Origin of the sequence: Neobacillus niacini (assembly GCF_036961885.1) — a bacterium.
Lineage (GTDB): Bacteria > Bacillota > Bacilli > Bacillales > Cytobacillaceae > Neobacillus > Neobacillus niacini_H.
In genome coordinates, this window is sequence record NZ_JBALNQ010000047.1 from 72,117 (window position 1) to 88,678 (window position 16,562).

The window sequence follows — 16,562 nt, forward strand, 5'->3', positions numbered from 1 at the left end:
TTTCGCTCCAATCAACAGGCTCTTAAATCAAAAGTATCCATTAACACAGCCTTTATTTTAAGTAGAAAACAACCCCTGCCTATAAACGCAGGGGTTGTGGGTTTAACGATCTTTCAATGACAAGATATTATTCGAATTTTGTTGGGTTGCCATCGAATGATTCGTCAGCAACTTTAATTGAATCTGTTGGACATCCTTCGAATGCATCCATCATATCGTCGATTAATACATCAGGGATTTCAACAATACCTTCGTTATCGTCAAGCGTTACAAATGCAATACCCTCGTCATCGTAATCATAAATATCTGGTGCTGCTGCTCCACATGCTCCGCATGCAATGCAAGTTTCTTTGTCAACAATCGTATACTTTGCCATGAAAAAAAAACCTCCCAATAAAATAACTTACTAACCTTTCCATAATAATAATGGAAACGCATTACTCATTCCTATTGTAAAACTGAATGAGTAACTTTTCAATAGAAAAATACGCTATAGAAATTGGATTCCCTAATCTTCCACAATTTATAGCAACATGACAAACCGTTTCATGATAGAATAGGGATAGAAAATTAGGTGATTTTGTCGATTATCAGCAAAAAGTGGTGGAAATGGAATGAGTTATATTGAGAACATTTTATTATTTTGTTTAAATCAGCTAAATGGAGAAAGAACAATTTATTCCATCTATCATCTTTTAAATGGAAAAAAATCTTCACAAACACTCCAGGATGCACATTTATTTTCACTACAGAAGTATTTTCGAATCATTGAACATCTAACGCGCGAGACTTTTGATCAAATTTTTAGCAGCTTACTAAATAAAAAACTGATAGAACCATGTGGGGAGCAAAGATACCAACTTACCAAGGCAGGTAAGGATTACTTATTACATACTCCACTGCCATATTACATGAATGGTTGGAGATATCAACCCTATACATTATTGGTATGGGAAAGATTGTCTCTGCTGATCCAAGTAGCTTCCAACATTACATTTCAAGAAACCAAATACATCCCCATTCAAAAAAACACTGAGGTTCACATTTGGTTAAAGGATATTTTAAAAGATTCCTTAATACCAAAGCAGAAGCTGGGGGAATTTCTATTTTCGGAATTAGTTGATTGTCTTGAACATTCAAGGGAAGATATCAATCCTGAAATACTGGTTTTTCGATTAACTGGATATCAGAAAATTGGATTGACCTCAGCGCAAGTTGCAAAAATGTGTAATATAGACACTGTACAGTATCATTTAGAATTCATCAATATCCTTCATTGTTTGATGCAAACGGTTGAAGAAGATCCAGCTCGTTTTAAGGTGTTGTCATCGCTGCTTGCTAATCTAGAACAAAAGGATTCGTTAACACTTTCCTCACGTAAAACATGGACGCTTTTAAAACAAGGCTTTTCACCAGATGAAATTGCACGAATTCGAAATTTAAAAGTAAGTACCATTGAAGACCATTTTGTAGAGTTTGCTATAAATATAAAGGATTTTTCTATTAATAAGTTTGTAGATGAAGATGTCCAACTAAAGATACTAGATATTTCACGGAAAGAAGCCACTAGGCAGCTTAAAGTAATTAGAAACAGTTTAAAATCAGCTTCATATTTTCAAATCAGGCTGGTTCTTGCAAAGTATGGTGATAGGCAATGAAACTAGAAAAGCTTTTATATAAGTATTTTGGATATAAGTCATTTAAAGTTGGGCAAAAAGAAGTGATCCTGTCTCTGCTCGCAGGGAATGATACGATTGCCATGCTTCCAACAGGAACAGGAAAATCATTATGTTACCAACTTCCCGGTTATTGTCTTGATGGCCAGATTTTAATTATTTCTCCGCTTTTATCGCTTATGCAGGATCAGGTGGAACAATTAATGAAGTTTGGAGAAAAGCGCGTTATAGCTTTGAATTCTTTTCTCGATTTTGAAAAGAGGGGCCACGTATTAGCTAATTTAACTAAATACAAATATATTTTTATTTCGCCAGAAATGTTAAGTATACCTGCTATTATCAAAAGGTTGCAGAAGATTAACATTGCTTTATTTGTTGTGGATGAGGCCCATTGCATATCACAATGGGGTTATGATTTTCGTCCGGATTACTCAAAGTTAGGTGACTTTCGAAATAAACTTGGGAATCCGCTCACGCTGGCTCTAACAGCAACGGCAACAAAAAAAGTACGTGAGGATATTATCCAATCCCTTAACTTAAATGGATTTAACAAGGTTGAGTCGACAATTGACCGGCCAAATATTGCTTTTTATATTGAAGAAGTACCTAATTATCGTGATAAACAATCCCGGTTGATAGAATTAGTTCTCCAGATACAAAAGCCAGGAATTATTTATTTCTCTAGTAAAAAGGTAGCTGAACAAATGGCTTCACTTTTAGTTGCAAAGGGAATGAATAGGACCATGGCCTACCATGGAGGATTAGACCAAGAACAACGAATCTTAATTCAACAACAGTTTATTCATGGACAACTTGATGTAATTTGCGCAACAAGTGCTTTCGGGATGGGCGTTAATAAGGAAAATATTCGTTTTGTTATTCATTTCCATATGCCCATGCAAATCGAATCGTACCTGCAAGAGATTGGCAGAGCTGGACGTGATGGTAAGGCTAGTATTGCCATTCTACTTTCATCGCCTGGGGATGAACAGCTTCCACTACAGCTTGCAGAGGGAGAACTGCCAACAGAATTACAAATTGACTGGCTGTTTTCACAATTAACTGATCATAACTTTCTAGAGCAAAATCAATACTTAAGGGAAAATGGTGGTTTTTCAGAGGTCCAATGGCGTATCATCCAGGGCTTTATTAAAAATCCACAATTACTTTCTAATCTTGAACAGATAAGGCAAAGCTTGAGGGAATTTGTAAATGAAAGATTAACAGTAAAGAAAGAAAGTATTCATTATTTTAAAAAGTGGATAAATTCAAATTCATGTAGAAGAGATTTAATTTTAGAGTACTTTGATGAAGAACCTATAAAAGAAAAAGTAAAGAACTGCTGTGATGTTTGCGGTGTGCAGTTAAATCAATATCATGAAACTGATAAAGTGAAAATCATTTCTGCACATGAAGAAAAGTGGAAGGATTATTTAGCCAAAATCCTGCTAAATAGTGAGTTGAGTAAATGAAAAATAAATATCATGAAATCATCAAAGCATTAACCGATAAAGAACTACTCGTTCATTTATACTTGACCCAAATCATTTTGCTTGTAATCACTTTTATATTAGGTGTTCTTTTATTTGATCATTTTTCATTTATCCAAGGTATTGATTTTTCAGATCATAGAATTTGGCTGATTGGCGTTCCTGCAGGGGTAACGGTAGTTATTGTAGATATATTATTAATGAAAAAGCTTCCGGCTTCTTTTTACGATGATGGCGGTTTGAATGATAGAATTTTTAAGAATAGAAGTGTCATTCACATTGCCTGGATTGCTGCAATTGTTGCTCTGAGTGAAGAATTACTTTTCCGTGGTGTCATTCAAACAAAAGTTGGACTTATTCTTGCAAGTTTAATTTTTGCCGTTATCCATTATCGCTACCTGTTTAATTGGTTTTTATTTTCAAATATTGTTATCCTTAGTTTTTTCATTGGATTCATTTATGATTGGACCAACAATTTAGCCGTTACAATGATCATGCATTTTACAATTGATTTTTTATTAGGGCTTTATATTAAATATAAACACTCAATAGATGTCAATGAAGAGGAGGGACCACTTAATGAATAAAGAAGAACCATATAGAGACCAAGCCGAACGGCTTAAGAAGCGAATTGAAAAATTAAATGAGGAAACAATTGAAGTGCGCGAGCAATTACCTCCTAGAGAACAGATTCATAGGGAAAAAAGAAAGAAAACGAAATGGAAATTAAAGTATCCGATTATTCGTATATTGGTGTTATTTTTTATCCTTCTTCCAATTGCAATTTTTAGTGCCTACTCTTATCTAGAAGAGGGGAAAAACAAAGGGGCTGAAAAAGTCTCTGGCGATTCCTCTGGTTATGAAGTCATTAATTTTGAAAAATCAGAACCAGGAAGCAGCGTTGATAAAAAAGAAGAAGAGGAAACAGAAAAAGAAATAGAAAAAGATATATCAACAGAGATTGATCAAGAAGAGGCAGTCGAAGTTGAACAGCCTGTTAGCCCGGAAACTGCCGTTCAGAGTCCAGGTACAGAACAAGGCACTATTGAAAATGATGGTGGTTCATCTATAACAACTGAAACAGCTGCATCGCAGCCAAATTCAACCGCAGTTTCTGAAACCGTTATCTATCATACAGTTAAAAAAGGTGAAAATCTTTATCGAATTGCATTGAAATATTATCATTCAAAATCAGGTGAGGAAATCATTCGCAAAGCAAACAATTTAAAGGGGGATGAAATTTATTTAGGGCAAGTATTAGAAATTCCATTAAACAAGTAGCCGATCAAATTCGATCGGTTTTTTTAATAGGAAGCCTTCATAATTTCTCGGACAAGTTCATATTTATGTTAAAGAGGTGGTTAAGAAATGGATAAACCGATCCGCTTACTTGAACATACAGATGAAGCAACGAAACAAATGCTAGAAAATGTGCGTAAAAGAAAGATTAAGTTTGATACTGCTAAAAAATGGCATTACTTATCGATTTATTTTATGTTGCTTTTTGCCTTTCTATTTTTTGGTTATTTCTATAATATGATTGCCAAACAATATTCTTATTCATTTTTTGCGATGTTTTCAGCTTCGGTTAGTGATGCATTAAATATTGGTTTATTGGCAGTTACTGCCATTTTATATGGAGCGATGAATGTATTAAGGCAACAAAAGGATAAGAAGGAAAAGGAATATCAAGAATTAAGGTGTGAAATTGTAAACCGTAGTAAGGATTTATGGAAGAAGGAAGAACATTGGAAAAATCGTCATATTGATTTTGAGATAATGAAAAAAATTTATGATATTAATCTTTACCATGAAAAAAAATAGAAGCAGCCCATGTCTGCTTCTAGCACCATTAAAAGAATATTTTTTTACCTTGCTCCTCTTTTAATATTTCCACTGCTTCACGGAAACGTTGGGAATGGATGATTTCACGTTCACGAAGGAAACGTAAACCATCGTTTAAATCAGTGTCATCACTCAGATTGATAATCCATTGGTAAGTAGCCCTAGCTTTTTCTTCGGCAGCAATATCTTCATAAAGGTCTGCAATTGGGTCACCCTTTGCGGCAATATAAGAAGCTGTCCAAGGAACTCCAGCGGCATTATGATAATATAAAGCATTATCGTGATTGGCATAATGGTCGCCAAGACCAGCAGCCTTCATCATTTCTGGAGTGGCATCTTTTGTGAGTTTATATACCATCGTGGCAATCATTTCCAGGTGCGCAAACTCCTCGGTACCAATATCCGTTAATAATCCAATTACTTTATCAGGTATGGAATATCTTTGGTTTAGATATCGCAAAGCAGCTGATAGCTCACCATCAGCACCTCCATATTGCTCAATTAAATATTTTGCTAAAGTTGGATTACATGTGCTTACCCGAACGGGATACTGTAGTTTCTTTTCGTAAATCCACATCTATGCTTATTCCCTCCTTTAAATGTAAATTGTTTTAAACTTGCCATGGCCATGGAGGTTCGTTCCAATTCCATGGGTGTCCAGAGTAGCTGTTGCCAAACTGTAATAGGGGACCAAATTGACTTTCAAATGCTTTTTTTATTCCCTTTCTTTCTTTTGCATAATGATTAAATTGCTTAATAGCTTCAAGATCATCTGGGTGTGTATCTAAATACAAGGTTAATTCGACTAAAACAAAGTCAACGGTTTGAAGCTGCTCCATCATTTGATAATACTCTGGCGGAATTTGTTTCATTTAGGGATTCCCCCTTTGGCTTTCTCAAATGGGTTGAAGTAGGGGTCGTAAAAGGCCTTCCATAGTGTTCCTGCTCTTAATGCTTCCTGTGGTGTGAATTGTGGAAGGTTTGGCGGTTGAAATCCGATGTATAGATTAGGTGGCGTAGAAAAGGTTTTTTCTAATATCGGTTTACAGGGATCAAACGGGCTAACAATTGGACGATATGTTTTATAAAGTGTAAACATTGTCACCCTCCTTTGAATAACATCATTAATAAATATGGAAATTTTAGATAATCATGACATAAAAATTTTATAAAAAGGAAATTCCAATGTTTTGTTGAAGTATAATAGGTAGGAAGCAGGATAATTACATTGAGGTGATCGTAAGTGTTTGTAAAAAATATGATGATTCCAAATCATAATAGCGTAACAGTTCAGGAAGACACAAATTTGGCAATTGCATTAGAACAATTGGAGAAAAATGAAATTGATGGTGTTCCCGTATTACAAGGAGAAAAGTATATTGGGGTTGCCACGCGTTTTAAAATTTATGAGAAATTCTTTTTATCAGGAAGACAAAAAGATGAATTTTTAAGTTCTACAACAGTAAAAGACATTGCTACCCATCAAGATAAGTATTTATTGGGTGAAGAAGTTTTTGAAAAAACACTTCTTGACTTAAAAGACTTCCCTTTGCTAGCGGTGATTGATTCAAATCGTAAATTTCTTGGAGTTGTAACACGCTCAGATGTTCTCTCCACTTTTCAGAGCGCTTTCGGAGTAAATCGCCCAGGGGTAAGAATTGCCTTTACATCCGTAGAAACAGAAGGGCGTATTGCACGACTTTCTGAAATTGCTCATCACTTCCATGAACATATTATTTCACTCGTAACGTTTGATGAGACAGATAAATTAGTTCGGAGAATTGTCATGAAGGTTGAAAAGAAAGATAATATAGACCGATTTACAAAGAAGCTTGAAGAGCAAGGGTTCCGTATCCTAAGTATTCAGGAAGACTAGTAATCTAAAACGGAAAGATTTCATATCCTTCTCATACAATGTATGGGAGGGATTTTCTTGTTAAGAATCATTATGCGGCTAATTTTTATTCTTGTATGTGGATATTTAATAATTGAATGGTTTCCAATTACTTATCCATTTCAGTTTGCGGATATTTTGGTCGGTCCTATTATTTATCCCTTGGAATTTTTTGCTGCCTCATTAGCCTTTTTATTTGGATTAGTCGTCAGTATGCAACTTTTTCAAGAGATTCTGCAACATTGGTATAAGATAGTAAAGAAAAAACGGGGAAAGCGCTAGTCCTGTTTGGTTATAGATTCCTTTATGGTATGATTTAAGTAGAACATCTAGTGGAAAAGGGGAAAATATGGGGTATATTATTGTTTTGCTCCTGATTGTAGGAGCTAGTCTTATCTTGTATATGCTAAAAGAAGCTTTCTTAAATCATGTGGAACTTCACAACATGACTTTTGCGGATTTTCCAAACTCATTTGGTGAGGTATCCATCTTTTTTATCTCTGATATACATAAGCGGCTTATTTCTAATAATATTATCAATGAAGTTATCGGAAAAACGGATATCGTAATCATAGGTGGGGATTTAACAGAAAAGAGAGTTCCCTTTGAAAGGGTTAAGGAAAACCTAGAGAAACTAAAACAATTGGGTCCAGTGTATTTTGTTTGGGGAAATAACGATTATGAAACGGATTATCGTAAATTAGATGCCATTCTCTTGGACTATGGAGTAAAAATATTGGATAATACTGCCGCGATTTTTGAATCTGCAAACGGGGATAAACTATCCTTGCTGGGCGTGGATGCCGTAGATCAAGAACGTGATAGACTGGACTTGGCGTTATTAGATGCTGATGAAGGCAGTTTCAAAATTTTGGCTAGTCATTACCCGACAATCACCAAAAAAGTATTGCCTGAACATAATATAAGGCTTGTATTAAGTGGTCATACACATGGAGGACAAATCCATATTTTTGGTTATAGCCCATTTAAAAAAGGGAAAGTGGAAAAGTTAGAAAATACTACATTATTAATCAGTAACGGCTATGGTACGACAGGAGTTCCACTTAGATTAGGGGCACCTGCACAGTGTCATTTAATTACAATTAAGAATGGGTAGATAAAATTATTTCAGTCAGGGTTTATTTAAATACGGAGGAATTATTAGGATGGCGGACCAAGAAGGTAAGTATAATATTAAAGCTGCTGCATTAATGCTAGGGGTTCAACCTGGAACGCTAAGAGCATGGGAACGACGTTATCAAATGATTGCACCAGTCAGAAATGAAGCTGGACATCGATTATATACGGATGAGCATATAAAAATACTAAAGTGGCTGATAAAGAAAGTGAACCAAGGATTTACCATTAGTCAGGCTATTTCATTAATGAGTCACACCCATACGCAAATGGAATCAGAAACGATAAATCTTAAGCAAGCCAATCCTTTAATGAATTTAACCGACTCGCTTTATGATGCCTTAATCCATTTTGAATCTGATAAAGTAAACGAAGTAATCAATAAGTTGTTTAGTATTTTTTCAATGGAAAAGGTTATTGGAGATATTTTTATTCAGGTTGTTACGAAAATAGAGATTTCTTATAAGTCTGGAAATCTAACCAACGCACAACGAAATTTTTCTTTTACATTCTTAAAAGCTCGGATTACAACGATCATTCACAGTTTGCCGAATAATGTTCATCTTCACAAGGCAGTTTGTATCTCTTTTTCTAAAGAAGGTGATCATTTTGGACTATTAATTTTCACCTTTTATTTAAGAACAAAGGGTATAGAGGTATTAAATATAGGTACATATCATTCATTAGAGGATATTAATTTAACTATGGAAATCATTCATCCAGATTTATTTATCATCTCCTGTGAAGACAAAAAAGACTTAAAAGAAGCGCTTTCTCTTATTAATCAGTTATCCCATAACTACAAGGGTCTTACTATTGGTTTAGGTGGGGAGGCAATTACTGAAATGGATCACTCTGAAAAGAAACATTTTTCTACGTACCTTTTGGGGCAATCAATAAATGAATGGGAAAAATGGCTAATCGAACGGATGGTATACTAGACAAAGCACCAACCGACGCTATTGACATACACTAGGGTTAAGAGTTATGTCACGGCAGGGGGTAAAAGAGCATGCGCTTAGAACGCTTAACAGTCAATAAGATTAAAATTTTTTTAACCTCTGATGATTTACATGAAAGGGGACTTTCCAAAGAAGACATATGGAAAGATTCAATAAAATGGCATCAACTTTTCCACGATATGCTAGAGGAGGCAAGCGAGGAATTTGATGTTGAAATTCAAGGTTCTGTAGCAGTTGAAATTTTCACCTTGCAGGCACAAGGTATGATTATGATTATTACGGTTGACGGAAATATAGATGAAGAAGATGATGAAATATTATTTGATGGTTTTGTTGAAATGCAAGTTAGGGTTGAAGGCTGTGAAAACGTACTTTATCAATTTGAAAGTATAGAAGATATCATAGCACTTTCACACCGGCTGTTTTCACTACAAATTTGTGGCGGCAGTTTATTTTCTTATAACCATCGATATTACTTACTTATGAATAATATAGACCCTTCCAGTGTAGAAAAAATTGCAGCTTTTTTATCAGAATACGGAGATCCTTCCATTCTTAGTACGTACGTGCTTTCTGAATATGGAAACCTAATTATTGATAATAAAGCGGTAGAAACAATCCAACAATATTTTAAATAGTGGATACTAATTTGAAGAAGGAGTCTATTGCTCCTTTTTTGTTTATTATTGTATTTTATCATCTTGCATAAATCCAGTAAACGTGTATACTTGTCTCTGAAAGCGACAACATTTAGATAAAAGTGATTTGTAGGAGGTTTACAGATGGTAGCCGAAAAAGGCAATGATAAAACTAATCAAGAGGAAGAAAATAATGTGTTAACTTCAACACAGACTGTTATACATAAAGCTCTTGAAAAGTTAGGTTATCCTGAAGAAGTATATGAGCTTTTAAAAGAGCCCTTACGTATGATGACAGTAAAAATTCCAATTAGAATGGATGACGGGTCAATAAAGATATTTACCGGCTACCGTGCACAGCATAATGATGCAGTGGGTCCAACTAAGGGTGGAATCAGGTTTCATCCCAATGTATCTGAGACTGAAGTAAAGGCCCTTTCGATTTGGATGAGCTTAAAGTGTGGGATTGTAGATCTTCCATACGGCGGTGGAAAAGGCGGGATCATTTGTGATCCGCGTGATATGTCCTTTAGAGAACTTGAGAGATTAAGCCGGGGATATGTACGAGCTATAAGTCAAATTGTTGGACCAACAAAAGATATTCCGGCACCGGATGTATTTACTAATTCTCAAATTATGGCTTGGATGATGGATGAATATAGTCGTATTGATGAATTTAACTCCCCTGGTTTTATCACAGGCAAACCACTAGTCTTAGGCGGCTCTCACGGACGTGAATCTGCTACAGCTAAGGGTGTAACGATCTGTATACGTGAAGCCGCTAAAAAGAGGGGAATTCAAATTGAAGGTGCAAGGGTCGTCGTTCAAGGCTTTGGTAATGCAGGAAGCTTTTTATCGAAATTCATGCACGATGCAGGGGCTAAAGTTGTCGGTATTTCTGATGCCTATGGTGCATTATATGATCCGGATGGACTTGATATTGATTACTTGCTAGACCGTCGTGATAGCTTTGGTACGGTTACGAAATTATTTAATAATACGATTACAAACAAAGAATTACTAGAACTTGAGTGTGACATCCTTGTCCCGGCTGCAATTGAAAATCAAATTACTGCAGAAAATGCACATAAAATTCGTGCTGGAATCGTTGTGGAGGCTGCCAACGGACCGACAACGCTTGAGGCGACTGAGATATTAACAGAGCGTGGTATTTTACTTGTTCCGGATGTGTTAGCATCTGCTGGCGGTGTTACCGTTTCATACTTCGAATGGGTTCAAAACAACCAAGGTTATTATTGGTCCGAGGAAGAAGTAGAAGAAAAACTTGAAAAAGTTATGGTAAAATCATTTAATAATATTTATGATACGGCTCAAACTCGTCGTGTTGATATGCGCTTAGCAGCGTATATGGTAGGCGTAAGGAAAATGGCTGAAGCAAGTCGATTTAGAGGCTGGATATAAAAACATTACAATTGAAATATAATAAAAAAACTCCTATCATAAGACGGTAGGATTTTTTTTTTTTGGAATAATTAATTGAGGTGATCAATTTGCAAATCGAAGATATTATTATTATCGGCGGGGGACCATGTGGTTTAGCTGCTGCTATTGCCTTTAAGGAAATTGGAATGTCCTCTCTGGTTATTGAAAAAGGGAATGTTGTAAATGCCATCTATCATTATCCCACGCATCAAACGTTTTTTAGTACAAGTGAAAAGCTTGAAATTGGAGATGTACCATTTATTACTGAAAGCTATAAACCAAAACGAAACCAAGCACTCGTTTATTACCGTGATGTTGTAAAAAGAAAACAATTGCGAGTAAATTCTTATGAAAAGGTTTTAGAGGTCCATAAAGAAGAAAAAGGCTTTCGGATTATTAGCGGTAAACAGACCTATCACGCTAAATTTGTAGTGATTGCAACGGGTTACTATGATCATCCAAATTACATGCATGTCCCAGGAGAAGATTTGCCGAAGGTGTTTCATTATTTTAAAGAAGCACATCCTTATTTTGACAAAGATGTTTGCGTTATAGGTGGAAAGAACTCCAGTGTGGATGCTGCCCTTGAACTCGTTAAGGCAGGAGCAAGAGTAACGGTCCTTTACCGTGGTAGAGAATATTCCACTAGTATTAAGCCTTGGATCCTTCCAGAATTTGAATCATTAGTTCGAAACGGGACCATAAAGATGGAATTCAATTCGCAAATAATAGAAATAACGGAAGATCAAGTACGCTATTCCAAAGATGGAGAAGAAAATTCGATATTTAATCAGTTTGTTTTTGCCATGACTGGTTATCGGCCAGATCATCAATTTCTTAAAAATATGGGTATATTAATTGATGAGGAATCCGGAAGACCCTTCTTTAACCCTGATTCAATGGAGACGAATGTTGAGGGCATATATATTGCAGGAGTCATCGCTGCAGGTAATAATGCCAATGAAATATTTATTGAAAATGGAAGGTTTCATGGCAGTCTCATTGCACAATCAATTCAAGAAAATGGAATAAAAGGGTGAAAAGTAAATGAAAAAAGTCGTACTGTTAACTACTGGAGGGACGATTGCCAGTAAACCAAATAAGGACTCAGGGAAATTAGCTTCAGGGGAATTAACAGGGGAAGAACTTGCGGCAATGTGTAATCTGCCTAAAGATATCGAAGTCATTATTGAATCTGTATTCCAAAAGGCAAGCATACATATAACGTTTGATGATTTAGTTGTATTAAAGAATAAAATTGAAAAATATTATGAGGATGACAAGGTTTCTGGAGTCGTCGTAACTCATGGCACGGATACCCTTGAGGAAACAGCCTATTTTCTTGATTTAACCATTAAAGATTCAAGGCCAGTGGTCATAACTGGATCACAGCGTTCACCGGATGATTTAGGAAGTGATGTATATATAAACCTTAGGCATGCCATATATTCAGCGTGTTGTGAGGATTTACGAAATGCAGGCGCTGTAGTGGTGTTTAATGAACGGATATTTACTGCTAGATATGTAAAAAAAGAGCATGCTTCCAATATTCAAGGATTTAGCGTTTTTGGATTTGGCTATCTAGGTATTATCGACAATGATGTGGTGCAAATTTTTCAAAAGCCAATAAAACGCGAATATTTTGCTATTCAATCACCAATCCCACAAGTAGAAATCATTAAATGTTATATTGGTGCTGATGGGAAATTTATTAAGGCTGCTAGAGAATCAGGAGTCAAAGGAATCGTCCTTGAAGGTGTAGGCCGTGGTCAAGTAGCGCCGCAAATGATGGTGGAAATAGAAAAGTCACTTTCAGAAGGAATTGCCATGGTTATCACAACGAGTGCTGAAGAAGGTTCAGTTTATACCACGTATGATTATGAAGGTAGTGCCTATGACTTATATAAAAAGGGTGTAATCCTGGGCAGTGATAACGACTCAAAAAAAGCTAGAATTAAATTAGGGGTAGCACTGGCCAGCGGGCTAAAGAAGATTATTTTTTAATGGCCAAATGATAAAATGGATATAATCTTTCATTTAATTAATGTCAGTATCATGTTACGATTAAGAAAACAGTTGATTTGAAATGAGGATTTTCCATGCTGGGAATATTATCGGCCGGTATTGCCCCCGGACTGGCCTTGTTAAGTTATTTTTATTTAAAAGATGAATATGAATCAGAACCAGTATCTGTAGTTCTAAGGACTTTTATGTTTGGTGCTCTGCTGGTGTTTCCGATTATGTTTATTCAGCATGTACTTCATACAGAGAATATCATTAAATCTGGATTTATTGATGCATTTCTCTCTTCTAGTCTTCTTGAAGAGTTTTTCAAATGGTTTATCCTGTTCTATGCAATTTACCAGCATGTAGAGCTAGATGAACCATTTGATGGTATTGTATATGGCGTGGCTGTATCCCTTGGTTTTGCCACCGTTGAAAATATTTTTTACTTAATTGCAAATGGGATTGAACATGCAATGGCAAGAGCATTACTGCCTGTATCAAGTCATGCTCTTTTCGGGGTAATTATGGGGTTTTACATTGGTAAAGCAAAATTTACTGAAGGTAAAAAAGCGAAATGGGTGATTGTTTCTTTAGCCTTGCCTTTTATTCTACACGGATCTTATGATTATATTTTAATTTCTCAAGAAAACTGGTTATATATTATTTTACCTTTTATGATCTTTCTTTGGTGGTTTGGCCTAAGAAAGGTTAAAATGGCAAGAATTTTAACAACGAACCATAAGAAAAAACAGTATTCAACTCAAAATTCCTTTCATTCGTAAATGAGGTATTTCTCTTCATTTTTTAATGAAGGGAATTTTTTTTGAATAAATTTGCCATTTAAACAAAAAATAGGTTTACATCTAAAAAGATTTACAACGGGGGGTTACTTTACCATGAAGAAGAAAATAGTAAAATGTATCATTCCAATCATTTTCTCCCTTTGTATCATTCCATTTGCTTTTACGGAGGATAACAGGGCTTTAGCGTTTTCAAACCAGGTTCTTCAACAAGGTGCTGTCGGAGATGATGTCATCGAACTTCAATCAAGACTCCAATATTTAGGATTTTACAACAAGAAAATTGATGGTGTATTTGGATGGAGTACCTATTGGGCACTAAGGAATTTCCAATACGAATTTGGATTATCGATTGATGGCCTTGCAGGTACGGAGACAAAAGCTAAATTAGTTAAAGCTAGTAAATATAATAAGCAATTTGTGAAGGAACAAATTAATAAAGGAAATAAATTTACTCATTACGGCGGAGTGGATCAAAAAAAGCAGAGTGCGCCAAAACCCAATGCACCAGCACCAGCGCCGACAGCCCCAAAAGCAGCGCCTAAAAAACCAACTGCTGCTAATACACCAGGCGGGTTTTCAAGTAACGATATACAATTGATGGCTAATGCTGTTTATGGTGAATCCAGGGGTGAACCCTATACAGGTCAAGTAGCAGTAGCTGCTGTTATCCTAAACCGAGTAAATAGTGCTTCTTTTCCTAACACTGTTTCAGGAGTTATTTTCGAACCGGGTGCTTTTACTGCTGTCGCGGATGGTCAAATTTGGCTCACACCGAACGAACAAGCTAAAAAAGCGGTATTAGATGCAATAAATGGCATAGATCCAACCGGGGAAGCACTTTATTATTTTAATCCAGTTACCGCTACAAGCAAGTGGATATGGACAAGGCCACAAATTAAACGGATTGGAAAACATATATTTTGCGAATAGAGGGGTGATTAGATGATTAGAGGAATAATCATAGGTGTTTTAGCAGTGGGGGTTGCCGGTACAGCTTACTGGGGTTATCAAGAGCACCGGGAAAAAAATGCGATTTTAATAAATGCAGAAAATAATTACCAGCGGGCGTTTCATGAACTAACCTATGAAATAGATTTACTAAACGATAAAATTGGAACAACCCTTGCAATGAACTCAAGGCATTCCCTGTCACCTTCGTTAGTAGAGGTTTGGAGATTAACATCTGAAGCACATAGCGATGTGGGGCAGCTTCCGTTAACGTTACTGCCATTTAATAAAACGGAAGAGTTTTTGGCGAAGATTGGAAAGTTTAGTTATCAAACAGCAGTCAGAGATTTAGAAAAGGACCCTTTAACAGAGGAAGAATATGAAACACTAAAGGTTTTATACAAGCAATCTGGCGAAATTCAAAGTGAACTTCGTAAAGTCCAGCATATGGCATTGAAAAATAATCTCCGTTGGATGGACGTTGAAATGGCGTTAGCTTCAGGAAAAGAAGCAACGGATAATACGATTATTGATGGCTTTAAAACAGTTGAGAAAACAGTATCAGGTTATGATGAGAGCGACTTTGGACCCAGTTTTGCTAACATGCAAAAAAAGGATGAAAATTTCAAGAAGATTAAAGGAAAGACCATTTCTGAAAAAGAAGCAGTTAGCATTGCAAGAAAATATATGAAATTTGATGGAAATGCAGAAGTAAAGGTAACTGAGAGTGGGAAAGGTTCGGATTATGGGTTTTATAGTGTCTCAATAAGAAACAAGAAAACTGGCCAAGAGGGTAGTATGGATATTACGAAAAAAGCAGGATACCCAATATGGTTTATTAATTATCGAGAAGTAACCGAGCAAAAAATGAGCTTAAACGACGCAAATCTGAAGGCTGAAGCTTTTCTAAAAGAAAATGGATACAAAAATCTAGAGCTATTTGAAAGTTCGCAATATGATCAAACAGGTGTTTTTAACTTTGTCACTAGTGAAAATAATATAAGAATTTATCCTGAAGCTATAAAAATAAAAGTGGCCCTTGATAATGGAAATATTATTGGATTCTCAGCAGAGGAATATTTGAAATCGTTGAACGATGCAAGAAAAGTTGAAAAACCAGTGCTAACGAGTGAACAGGCTCGCGCAAAGGTAAATCCAAATTTCAAAATTATGGAAGAAAGACAATCAATTATTATTAATGATTTAAACAAGGAAGTATTGTGTTATGAATTCTTAGGAACAATTGAAGATGATACCTATAGGATCTTTATCAATGCCAAAGACGGTGTCGAAGAAGAAGTCCAAAAATTAAAGAATGCTGAAGAAACTTACGAAGATGTACTCTAAGATTAAAGAATAAAACATTACCATCACTCCAATAATAGTAGTAATTGGTAAATTGGAGTGATGGTATGATGAAGATCGTTGAAAGAATATTAATAAAGGTTATTATTATCCAATTTTTCTTTCTGTTTTTTGCCCAATTATTTTTACATCAATTAGATATTTTCCCTCAATTAGAGCAGCTAACAAAATATGAAGGAGTAAATGAAAATACATTTACCGAAATCCTTCAAACCTTTAGAGGTCATTAAAAAAGCGCAAGCGCCCTGGTCAGCGGCGTATGGCCTCCTCGAAAAAGCTAACGCTTTTTCTTCGTGCGAAGTCTATGCTGCCGGAGCGTTCCTTGTGGAGCGCTCCAACTGAGATAAAGGAAAC

The 16,562-nt window shown here is 35.7% G+C and carries 21 protein-coding genes; 17 read left to right on the top strand and 4 right to left on the bottom strand.

Going from position 1 to position 16,562, the window contains the following annotated elements; all coding sequences use genetic code 11:
* Window positions 1-127: 127 nt before the first annotated feature.
* Window positions 128-376 carry a ferredoxin gene (locus V7124_RS18820; RefSeq protein ID WP_066060880.1) on the bottom strand — a complete coding sequence of 83 codons (249 nt, stop codon included), beginning with the start codon at window positions 374-376 and terminating at the stop codon, window positions 128-130.
* A 238-nt stretch (window positions 377-614) separates the two neighbouring features.
* Here V7124_RS18820 and V7124_RS18825 point away from each other — a divergent pair, with 238 nt between their 5' ends.
* The 5 genes from V7124_RS18825 (at window position 615) to V7124_RS18845 (ending at window position 4,990) form a co-directional block, all read left to right on the top strand.
* Window positions 615-1,658 (top strand): helix-turn-helix domain-containing protein, encoded by a 1,044-nt coding sequence (locus tag V7124_RS18825; RefSeq protein ID WP_335409138.1) that lies wholly within the window; start codon window positions 615-617, stop codon window positions 1,656-1,658.
* Window positions 1,655-3,148: a RecQ family ATP-dependent DNA helicase gene (locus tag V7124_RS18830; RefSeq protein ID WP_335409141.1), complete on the top strand. Its 1,494-nt coding sequence runs from the start codon at window positions 1,655-1,657 to the stop codon at window positions 3,146-3,148. Before V7124_RS18825 ends, V7124_RS18830 begins: the two co-directional genes overlap by 4 nt.
* On the top strand, window positions 3,145-3,753 hold the full coding sequence (locus V7124_RS18835) for a CPBP family intramembrane glutamic endopeptidase (RefSeq protein WP_335492163.1): 609 nt from the start codon (window positions 3,145-3,147) through the stop codon (window positions 3,751-3,753). The genes V7124_RS18830 and V7124_RS18835 overlap by 4 nt, the downstream gene beginning before the upstream one ends.
* Complete coding sequence (locus tag V7124_RS18840; protein WP_335492167.1) at window positions 3,746-4,447, top strand: LysM peptidoglycan-binding domain-containing protein; 702 nt, start codon at window positions 3,746-3,748, stop codon at window positions 4,445-4,447. Before V7124_RS18835 ends, V7124_RS18840 begins: the two co-directional genes overlap by 8 nt.
* Before the next feature lie 87 nt (window positions 4,448-4,534).
* Complete coding sequence (locus V7124_RS18845) at window positions 4,535-4,990, top strand: DUF2663 family protein (RefSeq protein ID WP_335409147.1); 456 nt, start codon at window positions 4,535-4,537, stop codon at window positions 4,988-4,990.
* Window positions 4,991-5,018: 28 nt separating this feature from the next.
* Here the strand turns inward: V7124_RS18845 and V7124_RS18850 are convergent, their stop codons facing one another.
* The 3 genes from V7124_RS18850 to V7124_RS18860 are packed head-to-tail and all read right to left on the bottom strand — an operon-like array spanning window position 5,019 to window position 6,110.
* Window positions 5,019-5,588 (bottom strand): manganese catalase family protein, encoded by a 570-nt coding sequence (locus V7124_RS18850; RefSeq protein WP_335409149.1) that lies wholly within the window; start codon window positions 5,586-5,588, stop codon window positions 5,019-5,021.
* 34 nt (window positions 5,589-5,622) lie between these two features.
* Window positions 5,623-5,883 carry a spore coat protein CotJB gene (locus tag V7124_RS18855; RefSeq protein WP_335409151.1) on the bottom strand — a complete coding sequence of 87 codons (261 nt, stop codon included), beginning with the start codon at window positions 5,881-5,883 and terminating at the stop codon, window positions 5,623-5,625.
* On the bottom strand, window positions 5,880-6,110 hold the full coding sequence (locus tag V7124_RS18860; RefSeq protein WP_335409153.1) for a spore coat associated protein CotJA: 231 nt from the start codon (window positions 6,108-6,110) through the stop codon (window positions 5,880-5,882). Before V7124_RS18860 ends, V7124_RS18855 begins: the two co-directional genes overlap by 4 nt.
* 144 nt (window positions 6,111-6,254) lie before the next feature.
* On the opposite strand from V7124_RS18860, the gene V7124_RS18865 reads away from it, so the two are divergent.
* From V7124_RS18865 to V7124_RS18920, 12 genes are all read left to right on the top strand, one after another.
* Complete coding sequence (locus tag V7124_RS18865) at window positions 6,255-6,887, top strand: CBS domain-containing protein (protein ID WP_335409155.1); 633 nt, start codon at window positions 6,255-6,257, stop codon at window positions 6,885-6,887.
* 57 nt (window positions 6,888-6,944) lie between these two features.
* Entirely contained in the window at window positions 6,945-7,187 is a 243-nt protein-coding gene (locus V7124_RS18870; protein ID WP_335409158.1) for a hypothetical protein, read from the top strand.
* Window positions 7,188-7,254: 67 nt separating this feature from the next.
* On the top strand, window positions 7,255-8,022 hold the full coding sequence (locus V7124_RS18875; protein WP_335409160.1) for a metallophosphoesterase: 768 nt from the start codon (window positions 7,255-7,257) through the stop codon (window positions 8,020-8,022).
* A 49-nt stretch (window positions 8,023-8,071) separates the two neighbouring features.
* Window positions 8,072-8,983 (top strand): MerR family transcriptional regulator, encoded by a 912-nt coding sequence (locus V7124_RS18880; protein ID WP_335409161.1) that lies wholly within the window; start codon window positions 8,072-8,074, stop codon window positions 8,981-8,983.
* 71 nt (window positions 8,984-9,054) lie between these two features.
* Window positions 9,055-9,642 (top strand): genetic competence negative regulator, encoded by a 588-nt coding sequence (locus V7124_RS18885; protein ID WP_335409162.1) that lies wholly within the window; start codon window positions 9,055-9,057, stop codon window positions 9,640-9,642.
* 144 nt (window positions 9,643-9,786) lie between these two features.
* Window positions 9,787-11,064 (top strand): Glu/Leu/Phe/Val family dehydrogenase, encoded by a 1,278-nt coding sequence (locus V7124_RS18890; protein WP_335409163.1) that lies wholly within the window; start codon window positions 9,787-9,789, stop codon window positions 11,062-11,064.
* Window positions 11,065-11,153: 89 nt separating this feature from the next.
* A complete protein-coding gene (locus V7124_RS18895) occupies window positions 11,154-12,125 on the top strand; it encodes a YpdA family putative bacillithiol disulfide reductase (RefSeq protein ID WP_335492173.1) in 972 nt (323 codons plus the stop codon).
* A gap of 7 nt (window positions 12,126-12,132) precedes the next feature.
* Window positions 12,133-13,089, top strand: coding sequence for an asparaginase (locus tag V7124_RS18900; RefSeq protein WP_335409166.1), 957 nt, complete (start codon window positions 12,133-12,135; stop codon window positions 13,087-13,089).
* 95 nt (window positions 13,090-13,184) lie between these two features.
* Window positions 13,185-13,874 carry a glutamic-type intramembrane protease PrsW gene (prsW, locus tag V7124_RS18905; RefSeq protein ID WP_335409168.1) on the top strand — a complete coding sequence of 230 codons (690 nt, stop codon included), beginning with the start codon at window positions 13,185-13,187 and terminating at the stop codon, window positions 13,872-13,874.
* Window positions 13,875-13,988: 114 nt separating this feature from the next.
* Window positions 13,989-14,825: a spore cortex-lytic enzyme gene (gene sleB, locus V7124_RS18910; RefSeq protein WP_335492176.1), complete on the top strand. Its 837-nt coding sequence runs from the start codon at window positions 13,989-13,991 to the stop codon at window positions 14,823-14,825.
* Between the two features lie 12 nt (window positions 14,826-14,837).
* Window positions 14,838-16,190, top strand: coding sequence for a germination protein YpeB (gene ypeB, locus V7124_RS18915; RefSeq protein ID WP_335409171.1), 1,353 nt, complete (start codon window positions 14,838-14,840; stop codon window positions 16,188-16,190).
* Window positions 16,191-16,255: 65 nt separating this feature from the next.
* Complete coding sequence (locus V7124_RS18920; RefSeq protein WP_335409173.1) at window positions 16,256-16,438, top strand: DUF5359 family protein; 183 nt, start codon at window positions 16,256-16,258, stop codon at window positions 16,436-16,438.
* The last annotated feature ends 124 nt before the right edge of the window (window positions 16,439-16,562 follow it).

Excerpts from the sequence above, each read along its gene's own strand:
- V7124_RS18890 (WP_335409163.1), top strand. The coding sequence starts at position 9,787 with ATGGTAGCCGAAAAAGGCAATGATAAAACTAATCAAGAGGAAGAAAAT.
- prsW (WP_335409168.1), top strand. The coding sequence starts at position 13,185 with ATGCTGGGAATATTATCGGCCGGTATTGCCCCCGGACTGGCCTTGTTA.
- ypeB (WP_335409171.1), top strand. The coding sequence starts at position 14,838 with ATGATTAGAGGAATAATCATAGGTGTTTTAGCAGTGGGGGTTGCCGGT.
- V7124_RS18920 (WP_335409173.1), top strand. The coding sequence starts at position 16,256 with ATGATGAAGATCGTTGAAAGAATATTAATAAAGGTTATTATTATCCAA.
- V7124_RS18885 (WP_335409162.1), top strand. The coding sequence starts at position 9,055 with ATGCGCTTAGAACGCTTAACAGTCAATAAGATTAAAATTTTTTTAACC.
- V7124_RS18900 (WP_335409166.1), top strand. The coding sequence starts at position 12,133 with ATGAAAAAAGTCGTACTGTTAACTACTGGAGGGACGATTGCCAGTAAA.
- V7124_RS18830 (WP_335409141.1), top strand. The coding sequence starts at position 1,655 with ATGAAACTAGAAAAGCTTTTATATAAGTATTTTGGATATAAGTCATTT.
- V7124_RS18860 (WP_335409153.1), bottom strand. The coding sequence starts at position 6,110 with ATGTTTACACTTTATAAAACATATCGTCCAATTGTTAGCCCGTTTGAT.
- V7124_RS18835 (WP_335492163.1), top strand. The coding sequence starts at position 3,145 with ATGAAAAATAAATATCATGAAATCATCAAAGCATTAACCGATAAAGAA.
- sleB (WP_335492176.1), top strand. The coding sequence starts at position 13,989 with ATGAAGAAGAAAATAGTAAAATGTATCATTCCAATCATTTTCTCCCTT.
- V7124_RS18855 (WP_335409151.1), bottom strand. The coding sequence starts at position 5,883 with ATGAAACAAATTCCGCCAGAGTATTATCAAATGATGGAGCAGCTTCAA.
- V7124_RS18880 (WP_335409161.1), top strand. The coding sequence starts at position 8,072 with ATGGCGGACCAAGAAGGTAAGTATAATATTAAAGCTGCTGCATTAATG.
- V7124_RS18850 (WP_335409149.1), bottom strand. The coding sequence starts at position 5,588 with ATGTGGATTTACGAAAAGAAACTACAGTATCCCGTTCGGGTAAGCACA.
- V7124_RS18820 (WP_066060880.1), bottom strand. The coding sequence starts at position 376 with ATGGCAAAGTATACGATTGTTGACAAAGAAACTTGCATTGCATGCGGA.
- V7124_RS18875 (WP_335409160.1), top strand. The coding sequence starts at position 7,255 with ATGGGGTATATTATTGTTTTGCTCCTGATTGTAGGAGCTAGTCTTATC.
- V7124_RS18825 (WP_335409138.1), top strand. The coding sequence starts at position 615 with ATGAGTTATATTGAGAACATTTTATTATTTTGTTTAAATCAGCTAAAT.
- V7124_RS18845 (WP_335409147.1), top strand. The coding sequence starts at position 4,535 with ATGGATAAACCGATCCGCTTACTTGAACATACAGATGAAGCAACGAAA.
- V7124_RS18840 (WP_335492167.1), top strand. The coding sequence starts at position 3,746 with ATGAATAAAGAAGAACCATATAGAGACCAAGCCGAACGGCTTAAGAAG.